Genomic DNA, 13,497 nt, shown 5'->3' with positions numbered 1-13,497 from the left:
ATGAAATATCTAATAATTAAGTGCCTCATAATTTCCCTTATTAGTTGTAATATTCAAAGTCAGGAGAAAAAAATAATTTTTGATTTTCTTGCTTCATGTAAAGATGAAAACATTGAAATAACTTCTATAAAGGAAAAATACATTTGTGAAAACAAAAGTAATACAGCAAAAAAAGAAGACTCAGATAAATTTATAGAATATAGTATTTCTTTGGTAAGAAAAGAAATGCAATCTAAAGATTTATCAAAATTAAAAATACTACACGTAGCGAATGAAGCACAGGAAGTTAAAAAAGAATTTATAAACGAAGACTTTTCAAAAGTCTTCGTTTTAAAGGACGGGGAAAAGATTATTGAATATTTTTTAATTGAAAATGGAAAAATAAATGCCTTTACGACTATGAAAAAAGGAAGTATTAAAGTTTTTATAATCTTATGTAATTAGATTTTCGGGCTTTTGTTATTGTCCCCCTAGCGAGAGTTCCGCTCGTGCCCAAAAAAAATATATTGGAGGAGTAAATTACCGGGTATATTAATATCGGATATATTTAAATATCTTTTTTGATTGTGCATCCTCCAGATCCATATGATCATCGTCTATACTGACAATTTTATAATTTACATTATAAGATCTGGTTGTAATTTCCAGAGATTTATTTTTTCGATCAAACTTATAAATTCCTTTTATCTCAATCGATTTTCCCTCAGTATCAATTACAGTAATAATCGAATCATCGGTAAAAGTAGTTTTATCAGATACATTTCCATTATTTACCAATTCTTTCATTTTCCAGTCACCTAAAAGAGGATTAAGTGCTGATTTTTTACTACAAGATGATATAGCAAAAATTAGGAGGATAAAAATATATGAGTTTTTCATTATGTTTTTTTTAAATTCGATAAAACTTATTGCAAAATCGCATCAATTTTGGCTTCTGATTTTTCTTTGATCTTACTGTTAGGACGAAAACTCCAGATGATCAGAAATTTTCCTTCTGCAAGATATTCTTCCGGATGCTCGTTTGTTGGTTCTCCGTCTTTTCCCCAAAGCATTCCCTGTAGAAGTCTATCACCTTTAAACCTGTTTTCAAATTCAAAATACATGATAGAACCGCTATCTGTTTTATTTTTGAAACTTTGAACCGCTTTGCTTTTTAAGACTCCCGTCATATTGCTGTACGTTTCAATATCAGTATAAAAAGTGCAGGCCTGAGGAGAAACACAAATATGACCGTCGCTTAAAGTATAACCTTTTGGGATTTCTTTAGGTTTTAGTTTTAAATCAGCAATCGTCTGGCTGGATATATTTGTTGTAAATAGGAGGAATAATAGCGATAGGGTAATTGTAAGTTTCATTTTGTTTTTGGGGTTTGGTTTATTAAGCTAAAAATAAGATTTTTATTTTAGTTGGTTAAATTCATTTGCTTTGAAAGAGCAAAAAAATCTATTGTAATAAATGGTTCTAAAATTTCATTCTATCTCGTGGAATATTAAGTTTAGTTTGTCTCCAACCAATTATAAGTTAATTCTGAATTTGTATTTAGTAAATTGAATGCCTATTAGGGTAAAATATTTCTCTTACAATAAATTGATTTCTCGTTCAGGAAGCTTTTTTGATTTTCTGGAGTCATTTATTATTTTTCTAATTTCCACGATGAAATCCTTACTTTCAATTAAAAATTTAACTTGTGATTGCAAATTTTTTATCCAATCAAATTGAGCTTCTTCATTTAAAATTGCTGAAAAGTGATTTTTCATTTTAGTGGTTTCGCCAAGTATTCCTAAGATTGTTCCTTTATGATAATTTCCCCATAAACTTTCGCTTGTAAATGTATAATTTAAAATAAAATTTTTTCGATTATTATTTTGAAGATTATTTCTAAAGTTAAGTATGATTTCGATGGCTTTATCACAATATAGTTCAACCTCTTTCATAAATTGATTATCGGTTTGATATTCTACAAAACCTGTATCTTGTCTATATCCGATGTCAAATGAGAAATATTCATTATTCAACCAATTAAAATTGATTCCGACATTTAACGTTGTCCCTTTTTTCCGGGTAAACGGTTGAAATTCTATTAAAATGATAAACCAACCTTGATCATCAATCCATAATCGTGATTTTCCTTTTTGAACTATTCCATAAGGTCCTAATTTTTCTTTTGCTACTTTGTTAATTATTTTAGAATGATCGTCTTGAGCCATTTCTTTTTTATTTACTTTATATAAGGTATTGCAAAAATTAGGTATCAATGCTAATTTTTTTGGCAATCTTTAAAATTTCATTTTTGGAAATATTCTTGTCAATACTCAAATCTTTTTCTTGAATCATTTTATCCCCCTCATTTGTTATTATATCTCCATCCTGAACTAAAAACACTCTTGAAATATCTTTATTAAAATAGGAGAAGCCATAAGTCGCCGAAGTAGATTGTATTGTAAAAGAAAAGACTTCTGTATCTAATTCCTCAGATAATTCTTGAAGTAAATCTTCTTTAGTGACAAATACCATTTCTTCATCTATTAAAATTGTCCAGCCATTTTTAAATTATGCCGCTCCTGAAATTTCATTAATAAGATTTTCATCTTCAAAATAATTTAAGATTTCTGAAATTTGACCTATATTTTCAAGTTGATTACCTTTAATTGCTACTATTGCATTTGAAAGTCCCTTAAATCTATATACTAATTAAAACTTTTCAAAAGTAATTATTTGTAATGTAAATCTGTAATTTATTTTAAAAACAATTTGAGTCTGGGATGGAGAAGATCCTTGTGTCCTAGAACGGAGCAAAACATATAGCCGGAATCCGGGCAAGGAGGAAAATATTCAAAATATTAAATTCTAATTTTTGGAGTTAGTAAACCCGACAGGTTTTAAAAACCTGTCGGGTTTGTTGTGCGTAAAGTTTGTCATTTCGACGCAAGGAGAAATCGCATCCAGTATTAGGTAAAGATTGGCGATTTACTTTGCGGAGTTTCTTACGAAGATTTCTTCTTCGTCTAAATGACAAACATTTTGGTTACTTTGCGTGGGCTTCGACTTCGCTCAGCCGGACATACGTTTTTTAATCTAAAATCTAAAGTCTGAAATCTACAATAAAAAAAATCCCGCTTCAAAATGAAACGGGACTTAACAATATTCTCTTTTTTTTATTTTAAACTGTTGCAGCAACTTCTTCTGGCAACGGAATTTGATTTTTAAGCAAATCTTCGAATGTTTCGTGTTGACGAATTAAGATTCCTTTTCCGTCTTTCCATAAAACTTCGGCTGGTTTGTATCTTGAATTGTAGTTCGAAGACATAGAGAAACAATAGGCTCCGGCGTTTCTGAAAGCTAAAATATCACCTTCAGTAATTTCTGAAATTCTGCGGTTGTTGGCAAAAGTATCCGTTTCACAAATGTATCCTACCACAGAATAAAAACGCTCTTTTCCTTTTGGATTGGAAATGTTTTCGATATAATGCTGTGAACCATAAAACATCGGACGGATTAAGTGATTGAAACCACTGTCCACTCCGGCGAAAACTGTTGAGGTTGTTTGTTTTACTACGTTTACTTTGGCTAAGAAGAAACCTGCTTCACTCACCAAAAATTTCCCTGGTTCGAAAATCAGCGTTAAATCCCTGCCATATTCCGCACAGAAAGAATTGAATCTTTTGGATAATTTTTTACCTAATTCTTCGATGTCGGTTTCGATATCGTCTTTTTTGTATGGCACTTTGAATCCACTTCCGAAATCTAAAAATTCTAAATCTTTAAAATGTTTAGCGGTATCAAACAGGATTTCAGCAGCATACAGGAATACTTCGATATCAAGAATATCAGACCCTGTGTGCATGTGAATTCCAACAATACTCATTTTTGTATTCTCCACAATTCGCAAAATATGGGGTATTTGATGTACCGAAATTCCGAATTTACTATCGATATGTCCTACCGAAATATTAGCATTTCCACCCGCCATTACGTGCGGATTGATACGAATGCATACCGGAATCTGAGGATATTTTGTTCCGAATTGCTCCAGAATAGATAAGTTGTCAATATTGATTTGTACACCCATTGCAGCAACTTCTTCGATTTCTTCGAGAGAAACTCCGTTTGGTGTAAAAAAGATTTTGTCAGGATCATAGCCAGCATGAAGTCCTAATAAAACTTCCTGAATCGATACAGTATCTAAACCAGACCCCATGTTCTTTAACAACTGAAGAATCGCAACGTTAGACAATGCCTTCATGGCATAATTAACTCTCAAGTTTTCTACCTTAGAGAAAGCTTTGGTTAACCTGTTGTACTGTGATTGGATTTTTTCGGCATCATAAACATATAATGGACTTCCAAATTGGTCTGCTAACTGCAGTAAATCTTTTGCTTGCATTTTTAAACTATTTTGAGCAAAGTTATTACACTTTTGACTAACAGCAAATTATTTGTAGAAAAATAACAAATTGTAACAAATTGTTTGTTTTTAAACAAAAAGTCGGTTATTTCGAATTTTTATAAAATTCTCTTTTGAGCTTCTAAGGTGCTGAGGCTCTAAGTTACTGAGTTTTTATCACAGATTAAAAGATTAGCATATATTTTATTGTTTTTTTTGCCACTACTTTCACGAATTTTAGCAAATTTTTATTTTGGATTTCCACAAAATGCATAAAACATTTCCTGTGGTTTCAACCCCGGTAAACGTTGCGGATTGGATGTAATGATATTGTGTCCCCGTGGTTGAAACCACGGGTTATGTTTTGAAATAGGAACAGCCAGAAAAGAAATTAGAATAATTCGTGAATTGCTTCGTCTTTTAGCTATCGCCAGGGTCACGAATTTTACAAATTTTTATTTTGTTTTCCCACAAAATGCATAAAACATTTCCCGTGGTTTCAACCACGTTAAACGTTGCGGATTGGATGTAATCATATATTGTTTTCCAGTAGTTGAAACCACGGGTTATGTTTTGAAATGGAAACAGCCAGAAAAGAAATTAGAATAATTCGTGAATTGCTTCGCCTTTTAGCTATCGCCAGGGTCACGAATTTTACAAATTTTTATTTTGTTTTTCCACAAAATGCATAAAACATAGCCCATGGTTTCAACCATGTTAAACGTTGCGGATTGGATGTAATCATATATTGTTTTCCAGTAGTTGAAACCACGGGTTATGTTTTGAAATAGAAACAGCCAGAAAAGAAATTAGAATAATTCGTGAATTGCTTCGCCTGTTAGCTATCGCTCGGGTCACGAATTTTCGCAAATTTTTATTATGGATTTCCACAAAATGTATAAAACATAGTCCGTGGTTTCAACCACGGTAAACGTTGCGGATTGGATGTAATCATATATTGTTTTCTGTGGTTGAAACCACGGGTTATGTTTTGAAATAGAAACAGCCAGAAAAGAAATTAGAATAATTCGTGAATTGCTTCGTCTGTTAGGTATCGCTCTGGTTGTGGTGAAAAAAAAATAATCTGTGGCAAAAAAAAAACAAAACCCTTGAATTTATATTCAAGGGTTTGTTAGTAGTTATGTTGTTTATCGCAATAAAGATTAAATAAAATGCAAAGAAAAAAAATTATTCTCTTAGCGTTTGAGTCTCTTAGTAGCCTAAAAATTACAAACTCGGTAAATCTCCGTTTCCTTTAGTTGGCAGGTTGGTAGAGCCCATTAAGAACAAATCTACTTCTCTTGCTGCTTCGCGACCTTCTGAGATTGCCCATACGATTAAGGATTGCCCTCTTCGCATATCACCGGCTGTGAAGATGTGAGGAACGTTGGTTTGGTAATTTTTAGCTTTATAGTTGCTTCTCATATCAATTTCAAGTCCTAATTGCTCGCTTAAAGTTTTTTCCGGACCTGTAAATCCTAAAGCCAGTAAAGCTAAATCGCATGGCCAGATTTTTTCGGAACCTTCTTTTTCGATTAATTCAGGACGCTGACCCGGAGTCATTTTCCATTGTACTTCCACCGTTTTTAATCCTACCAGTTCTCCTTTATCATTGGATAAGAATTCTTTTGTATTGATTAACCAGTTTCTGTCGCAGCCTTCTTCGTGAGAAGAGGACGTTTTCAACTGCAAGGGCCAGAAAGGCCAAGGTGTTGATTCGCTTCTTCCAACCGGAGGTTTTGGTAAAATTTCGAAATTAGTTACTGATTTTGCTCCGTGTCGGTTGGATGTTCCAACGCAGTCAGAACCTGTATCTCCACCACCAATTACGATGACGTCTTTTCCGGTTGCCTTCACCTGATCCGGAATGGATTCTCCGTATAAAACTTTGGTTTGTTGTGTTAAGAAATCCATTGCCTGAACAACGCCTTTGCTTTCGATTCCTTTAGTTGGCAAACTTCTTCTTTCTGTTGCTCCTCCGCACAATACGATAGAATCGAAAGCATTCAGTTCTTCAACGCTAAAGTTAACACCCACATTTACATTGGTTTTGAAAGTGATTCCTTCAGCCTCAAGGATAGCTACACGTCTGTCGATAATTCCTTTTTCTAATTTGAAATTCGGAATTCCGTAACGCAATAAACCTCCAATAGCATTGTCTCTTTCAAAAACAGTTACCGTGTGACCGGCTCTGTTCAATTGCTGGGCAGCTGCCAGACCGGCAGGACCTGAACCAATAATGGCTACAGTTTTTCCTGTTCTGGTTAATGGTGTTTGTGGTTTGATCCATCCTTCGGCAAAACCTCTTTCGATGATGTTTTTCTCGATGTTTTCGATCGCAACCGGTTCTTTGATGATGCCCAAGACACATGATTTTTCACATGGTGCAGGGCATAAGCGGCCTGTAAATTCCGGAAAGTTATTAGTAGATTGTAAAATCTCCAATGCACCCTGCCATTCTTCCTGATGTACCATGTCGTTGAAGTCAGGAATTAAATTTCCTAACGGACAGGCACTGTGGCAAAAAGGAATACCACAATCCATACATCTTGAACCTTGTTCTTTTTTCTTATCTTCTGCTAACGGAATGGTAAATTCGTTGTAGTTCGAAACACGTTCTGCTACTGCTAAATTACTTTCGTCGGCTCTGTTATATTCTTTAAATCCGCCTATTTTACCCATGACATTTTAATTAAATCTAAATGATGTTTTAAATTCCAATTTTAAAATTCCAAATCCCAATTTTTTTAACCGCAAAGAACGCAAGGTCTCTGTTTTTGCTTTTTTGAAAGTTTTAAGTTCGCAAAGCTTTAAGGTTAAATTTCAATCTAAAATCTGAACTCTAAAATCTAAAATCATTTATCCAGCTATTAATTCTTCTATTTTTTTCTCTTCTGCAATTCGCTGTAATGCTTTTTTGTAATCAGTTGGCATTACTTTTACGAAATTGTTTTGTTGGTTTTCCCAGTCTGCTAAAATTCTTTTTGCTAATGGACTGTTGGTGTACAAAGAGTGGTTTTTGATCAGTTTTCGTAGTTTGGTTACGTCTTCTTCTTCGATAGGATCAAAGGCAACCATTTCCATGTTGCATACTGTTGCATCGAATTGTTGTTTAGGATCGTACACGTAAGCTACACCACCGCTCATTCCGGCTGCGAAGTTTCTTCCTGTTTTTCCTAAAACCACGACTGTACCACCTGTCATATACTCGCATCCGTGATCTCCAATTCCCTCGACAACCGCAGTTGCTCCGGAATTTCTCACACAGAAACGCTCTCCGGCCATTCCATTAATATACGCCTCTCCGGTAATAGCTCCGTAAAGGGCAACGTTCCCGATAATGATATTTTCTTCAGGTTTGAAGGTGGCAGTAGGAGGTACTTTGATAATTAATTTTCCTCCTGAAAGTCCTTTTCCTAAATAATCATTACAGTTTCCGTGAATTTTAAACGACAATCCATTGGTAGCAAATGCACCAAAACTTTGTCCGGCAGAACCTTCAAAATCAACTAAAATAGTGTCTTCAGGTAAACCTTGTGCGCCATATATCTTTGAGATTTCATTACTCAAAATGGCCCCTACAGAACGGTCTGTATTTTTAATTTTAAACGTAACTCTTGTTTTTTCTTTTCTGTAAATAGACGGAATCGCTTCTTTGATGATTTCGAAATCCAAAACGTTTTCCAGGTTGTGATCCTGTTCTGTTGTATTGTGGTTCGGAACTGTTTTTGCTTTTTCCGGTTTGTACAGAATTGATGATAGGTCTAAACCATTGGCTTTGTAATGTTTGATCGCTTTGTTCACATTTAATTTTTGTGACTGACCCACCATTTCTTTCAAAGTTCTGAAACCTAATTGCGCCATGATTCCTCTTAACTCTTCTGCAATAAAATACATGAAGTTGATGACGTGCTCCGGAGTTCCTTTGAAGTTTTTTCTCAATTCAGGATCCTGAGTCGCAATACCAACAGGGCAGGTGTTTAAGTGACAGGCTCTCATCATGATACAGCCTGAAGCGACAAGCGGAGCAGTAGCAAAACCAAATTCTTCAGCACCTAATAAGGCAGCAATCGCCACGTCACGACCGGTTTTCAATTGTCCGTCGCACTCTAAAACGACACGGCTTCTTAAATCATTTAAGATCAAAGTTTGCTGTGCTTCGGCTAAACCAAGTTCCCATGGAATACCTGTATGTTGCAAAGAAGTCAATGGTGCAGCACCGGTTCCTCCGTCATAACCTGAAATCAGGATCACGTCAGCTTTTGCTTTGGCAACACCGGCAGCAATCGTTCCAACGCCCACTTCAGAAACTAATTTCACGTTGACACGTGCGTCACGATTGGCATTTTTCAAGTCGAAAATCAACTGGGATAAATCCTCAATAGAGTAAATATCGTGGTGAGGCGGAGGTGAAATCAAACCTACATAAGGTGTAGAGTTTCTGGTTTCAGCAATCCATGGTACTACTTTTTCTCCCGGAAGCTGTCCGCCTTCTCCTGGTTTAGCACCCTGAGCCATTTTAATCTGAATTTCTTTTGCGTTTGTCAAATAGTTGATCGAAACACCAAAACGCCCTGATGCTACTTGTTTGATGGCACTGTTTCTGGAATCACCGTTGATTTCTTTCTGGAAACGTTTTGGATCTTCTCCACCTTCTCCGGAATTACTTTTTCCGCCAATTCTGTTCATGGCAATCGCTAAATTCTCATGGGCTTCTCTACTGATCGATCCGTAAGACATCGCACCGGTTTTGAATTTCTTCACAATTTCGGTCCATGGTTCTACTTCGTCAATAGAAATAGGATCTAAATTATTGAATTCGAATAAACCTCTGATCGTCATTAAGTTTGAGCTTTGCTCATTGACCATGTCAGAGTATTCTTTATAGCTTTCCGGACTGTTCAGACGAACGGCCTGTTGTAATTTAGAAATCGTGGTCGGGTTGAACATGTGTTTTTCACCGCCTCTTCTCCATCTGTAAATACCACCGATTTCCAAAGGCAATAAATTCGCGATTTTTGAATTTGGAAAGGCTTTCTGGAAACGTTTCTTTACTTCTTTTTCTACTTCTATCAAACCAATTCCTTCGATTCTGGAAGGCGTGTAAGGGAAATATTTAGAAGTAAACGTTTTATTTAAACCTAAAATCTCGAAAATTTGGGCAGCTCTGTACGAATGTAAAGTAGAGATACCAATTTTGTTCATGATTTTAAGGATTCCTTTTGCAATCGCCTTGTTATAATTGATAATAGCGTAATCGGCTTTCACTTTTGTAATGAATCCCTGATTCACCTGATCGTGAATAATCTCGTTTACCATGTATGGATTAATGGCACTGGCACCGTATCCGAACAATAAAGCAAAATGATGCGGTTCGCGAGGCTCTGCAGATTCGATTATGATTCCGAATTTAGAACGAACTTTCAAAATGTTTAAAGAGTGGTGAATATAGGAACAAGCCAGTAACATTGGGATTGGAGCCATTTGCTCGCTTACGCCTCTGTCTGAAAGGATGATAATATTGCAGCCTTCAGAAACCGCTTTGAACGTGGCCTGAACACATTTCTCCAACGCACGCTCCAAACCGTTAACTCCTTTTTCTATTTTGTATAATGTAGAAATGGTAGCCGATTTGAAATCTTCGTGATCAATGTTTCTGATTTTATCTAAATCTTCATTAGAGATAACCGGATTCTGGATTTTTAATTTTTTACATTGTTTTGCTTCAATTTCGAAAATATTAAAATCCCCCCCAATGGCTAAACTGATGTCGGTAATGATTTCCTCGCGAATACCATCCAAAGGAGGATTGGTCACCTGAGCAAATAATTGTTTGAAATAGTTATACAATAATTGTGGCTGATCTGATAAAACGGCCAATGGCGTATCATTACCCATAGAACTGATGGCTTCAGCACCATCTGATCCCATTGGATTGATAATTGTTTTTAAATCTTCGATCGTGTAACCGAATAAACGCTGTCTCGTTTGAAAATCAAGTTTTTCAACAGGAACAGGGTTGTTCGTGTAAGGAACTTTAGCTAACGGTAACAAGTTTGCTTCAACCCATTCTTTGTACGGACGCTTGGTTACAATTGCTTTTTTTATTTCTTCATCTTCAATAATACGGCCTTCGTTCATATCTACCAGAAACATTTTTCCCGGTTCTAAACGACCATGCTGAATTACATCTTCCGGTTCGATATCCAGTACACCAATTTCGGATGACATGATTACGAAACCACTTTTTGTCAACGTGTAACGGGAAGGACGCAATCCGTTTCTGTCCAGTAAGGCACCAATTACGTTTCCGTCTGTAAACGGAATCGAAGCCGGACCATCCCATGGTTCCATGATGCAGGAGTTGAATTCGTAGAACGCTTTCTTTTCCGCCGACATCGTCTGGTGTTTTTCCCAGGCTTCAGGAACCACCATCATCATAGCTTCAGGCAATGAACGGCCGGTCATTAATAAAAGTTCAATAACCATGTCCATAGAAGCAGAATCTGATTTTCCTTCTAAGATAATCGGAAATAATTTTTTGATATCATCACCAAAAATTTTGCTCTCCATTAATTCTTCACGAGCACGCATTCTGCTTACGTTTCCACGAAGCGTATTGATTTCACCATTGTGACACATGTATCGGAATGGCTGCGCCAGGTCCCATGAAGGGAAAGTATTGGTAGAGAAACGCTGGTGTACTAACGCCAGACGCGTCACTAAATCGGGATCTTTTAAGTCGATATAATATCGGCTGATGTCTTCCGGCATCAGTAAGCCTTTATATATTATAGTAGTGGTCGATAAACTGGTAAAATAAAACATGTGACTTTCGGAGGTTTTTGATCCTCTAATCGCGTGTTCTGCAATTTTCCTGGCTGCAAAAAGTTTTGCATTAAATTCCTGTTCCGTTAAATCCTGCCCGTTTTTGCTAACAAAAACCTGTTTAACCGATGGTTCTTTTTCTGCGGCAATCTGCCCTAAATTTTCTACGTCAACGGGTACGTCTCTCCAGCCTAAGACCTTTAAATTCTGGTCTTTGATTGTTGATTCGAAAGCATTCATGCAAAAAGTGACCTGGTTTTTGCTTTTTGGTAAAAAAACCATTCCTACTGCATACTCGCGTGTTTCAGGGATTTCAAAATCACATACTTTTTTGAAAAAGTCATGTGGGATATCAAATAAAATTCCAGCTCCATCTCCAGTTCTTCCATCAGAACTAACTGCACCACGATGTTCCAGCTTTATTAAGATGTCCAATGCTTTGTGAATGATGTCATTAGATTTAATACCATTCAAATTACAAATAAATCCTGCACCACAATTGTCGTGTTCAAATTCAGGCAAATAAAGCCCTTGTTCTTTAACTCTCATTCTTGATATTTTTTCTACAAAAATAAAGATTTCGTTAAACATAATGTATTGAAAATCTAATTTCGCTTACATTTTTGTTGTAATATTAGAAAAATGATTCTTAAATGATAATAATATTACAGAACGCATTGTGAAATGCTAAAATCACAATTTACATTGTAATATATGAAATGAAATTGCGTGTAAGGCTTTGAAATTAGTGAAGTTTTTGTTAAATATCAAACTATTTTGCTGTTTTTAGTTAACATTTTAGAATCGATAGTTTAACAATAACTTTTCTTTGAAAATGAATAACAGTTTAATGTCGGTTTATGGCATTTTTTAATTGAAAAAAGATTTTACTATTCAGTTGAATTTTGCTATTTTTGTCGCACTTTTATTCTGAAATAAATTCAGAACCAGACAAATTCTATATTATGAACATACACGAATATCAAGGAAAAGAAATTTTAGCGAGTTACGGAGTACGCATTCAACGCGGAATTGTGGCTAACAATGCAGTTGAAGCTGTAGCTGCTGCAAAACAATTAACTGCCGAAACCGGTACAGGATGGCACGTAATTAAAGCACAAATTCACGCAGGTGGCCGTGGAAAAGGTGGTGGAGTGAAGCTTGCTAAAAACTTACAACAAGTTGAAGAAATTGCAGGACAAATTATCGGAATGCAATTGATTACACCTCAGACTTCTGCTGAAGGTAAAAAAGTAAACAAAGTTTTAGTAGCAGAAGATGTTTACTATCCTGGTGAAAGTGAAACTTCTGAATTTTATGTTTCTGTTTTATTAAATAGAGCTACTGGTCGTAACATGATTATGTATTCTACTGAAGGTGGAATGGATATTGAAGAAGTTGCTGAGCACACACCACACTTAATTTTTACTGAAGAAGTTGATCCTACTGTTGGATTACAAGGTTTTCAGGCAAGAAGAATTGCCTTTAACTTAGGTCTTTCAGGAAATGCTTTCAAAGAAATGGTGAAATTCATCGATTCATTGTACAATGCTTACATTGGTTCTGATGCTTCTATGTTTGAAATCAACCCGGTTTTGAAAACTTCAGATAACAAAATTATGGCTGTTGATGCTAAAGTAAATATCGATGATAATGCTTTATACAGACAACCAAAATATGCTGAGATGCGTGATATCCGTGAGGAGAACCCAATCGAAGTGGAAGCTAAAGAAGTAGGTTTAAACTATGTAGATCTTGACGGTACTGTAGGATGTATGGTAAACGGAGCAGGTCTTGCAATGGCAACTATGGATTTAATTAAATATGCTGGTTTTGAGCCTGCTAACTTCCTTGACGTCGGTGGAACTGCTGATGCAAAACGTGTTGAAACGGCTTTCCGTATTATTTTAAAAGATCCTAACGTAAAAGCTATTCTGATCAATATTTTTGGTGGAATCGTTCGTTGTGACCGTGTGGCACAAGGAGTTGTTGACGCTTACAAAAATATGGGTGATGCTATTAAGGTGCCAATTATCGTTCGTTTGCAAGGAACAAATGCTGAAATTGCAAAAGAATTAATTGACAATTCAGGTATGCCAATTTTATCAGCTGTTCAATTTCAGGAAGCTGCTGATCAGGTTAAAGCTGCATTATCTTAATCAAATAAGAAATCAATTATATAAAAAATCCTTCCGAATATCGGAGGGATTTTTTTTTAAAGTTGTCTTAACCGCAAAGGACGCAAGGTTTTTTTATTTATAGGAGTCTATACAAACGCAAAGTTC

General features: G+C 35.6%; 9 protein-coding genes. 2 read left to right on the top strand and 7 right to left on the bottom strand.

The window, feature by feature from the left end:
- The gene (locus GJU43_RS17545; RefSeq protein WP_154342392.1) at positions 1 to 444 is read left to right on the top strand and encodes a hypothetical protein; all 444 of its coding nucleotides are present in this window, start codon (positions 1 to 3) and stop codon (positions 442 to 444) included.
- A gap of 87 nt (positions 445 to 531) precedes the next feature.
- Here GJU43_RS17545 and GJU43_RS17540 read toward each other — a convergent pair whose 3' ends face one another.
- From GJU43_RS17540 to gltB, 7 genes are all read right to left on the bottom strand, one after another.
- Entirely contained in the window at positions 532 to 879 is a 348-nt protein-coding gene (locus tag GJU43_RS17540) for a hypothetical protein (RefSeq protein WP_154342390.1), read from the bottom strand.
- Positions 880 to 905: 26 nt separating this feature from the next.
- The gene (locus GJU43_RS17535; RefSeq protein ID WP_154342388.1) at positions 906 to 1,355 is read right to left on the bottom strand and encodes a hypothetical protein; all 450 of its coding nucleotides are present in this window, start codon (positions 1,353 to 1,355) and stop codon (positions 906 to 908) included.
- A gap of 222 nt (positions 1,356 to 1,577) precedes the next feature.
- Entirely contained in the window at positions 1,578 to 2,273 is a 696-nt protein-coding gene (locus GJU43_RS17530) for a hypothetical protein (protein ID WP_154342386.1), read from the bottom strand.
- On the bottom strand, positions 2,245 to 2,514 hold the full coding sequence (locus GJU43_RS17525; RefSeq protein WP_154342384.1) for a hypothetical protein: 270 nt from the start codon (positions 2,512 to 2,514) through the stop codon (positions 2,245 to 2,247). The genes GJU43_RS17530 and GJU43_RS17525 overlap by 29 nt, the downstream gene beginning before the upstream one ends.
- Before the next feature lie 646 nt (positions 2,515 to 3,160).
- The gene (gene lysA, locus GJU43_RS17520; protein WP_127336861.1) at positions 3,161 to 4,384 is read right to left on the bottom strand and encodes a diaminopimelate decarboxylase; all 1,224 of its coding nucleotides are present in this window, start codon (positions 4,382 to 4,384) and stop codon (positions 3,161 to 3,163) included.
- Positions 4,385 to 5,611: 1,227 nt separating this feature from the next.
- Entirely contained in the window at positions 5,612 to 7,066 is a 1,455-nt protein-coding gene (locus GJU43_RS17515; protein WP_154342382.1) for a glutamate synthase subunit beta, read from the bottom strand.
- A 177-nt stretch (positions 7,067 to 7,243) separates the two neighbouring features.
- Complete coding sequence (gene gltB / locus GJU43_RS17510; RefSeq protein WP_154342380.1) at positions 7,244 to 11,761, bottom strand: glutamate synthase large subunit; 4,518 nt, start codon at positions 11,759 to 11,761, stop codon at positions 7,244 to 7,246.
- A 416-nt stretch (positions 11,762 to 12,177) separates the two neighbouring features.
- Between gltB and sucC the strand changes: the two genes are divergently transcribed.
- The gene (sucC, locus tag GJU43_RS17505) at positions 12,178 to 13,371 is read left to right on the top strand and encodes an ADP-forming succinate--CoA ligase subunit beta (RefSeq protein ID WP_026986007.1); all 1,194 of its coding nucleotides are present in this window, start codon (positions 12,178 to 12,180) and stop codon (positions 13,369 to 13,371) included.
- The last annotated feature ends 126 nt before the right edge of the window (positions 13,372 to 13,497 follow it).

The organism is Flavobacterium sp. LC2016-23 (genome assembly GCF_009674775.1).
Taxonomy (GTDB): Bacteria; Bacteroidota; Bacteroidia; order Flavobacteriales; family Flavobacteriaceae; genus Flavobacterium.
The sequence above is the reverse complement of the archived record's forward strand: the minus strand, read 5'-3'. Positions and strand labels throughout refer to the sequence as shown.

Excerpts from the sequence above, each read along its gene's own strand:
- GJU43_RS17545 (WP_154342392.1), top strand. The coding sequence starts at position 1 with ATGAAATATCTAATAATTAAGTGCCTCATAATTTCCCTTATTAGTTGT.
- GJU43_RS17540 (WP_154342390.1), bottom strand. The coding sequence starts at position 879 with ATGAAAAACTCATATATTTTTATCCTCCTAATTTTTGCTATATCATCT.
- GJU43_RS17535 (WP_154342388.1), bottom strand. The coding sequence starts at position 1,355 with ATGAAACTTACAATTACCCTATCGCTATTATTCCTCCTATTTACAACA.
- GJU43_RS17525 (WP_154342384.1), bottom strand. The coding sequence starts at position 2,514 with ATGGTATTTGTCACTAAAGAAGATTTACTTCAAGAATTATCTGAGGAA.
- lysA (WP_127336861.1), bottom strand. The coding sequence starts at position 4,384 with ATGCAAGCAAAAGATTTACTGCAGTTAGCAGACCAATTTGGAAGTCCA.
- GJU43_RS17515 (WP_154342382.1), bottom strand. The coding sequence starts at position 7,066 with ATGGGTAAAATAGGCGGATTTAAAGAATATAACAGAGCCGACGAAAGT.
- gltB (WP_154342380.1), bottom strand. The coding sequence starts at position 11,761 with ATGAGAGTTAAAGAACAAGGGCTTTATTTGCCTGAATTTGAACACGAC.
- sucC (WP_026986007.1), top strand. The coding sequence starts at position 12,178 with ATGAACATACACGAATATCAAGGAAAAGAAATTTTAGCGAGTTACGGA.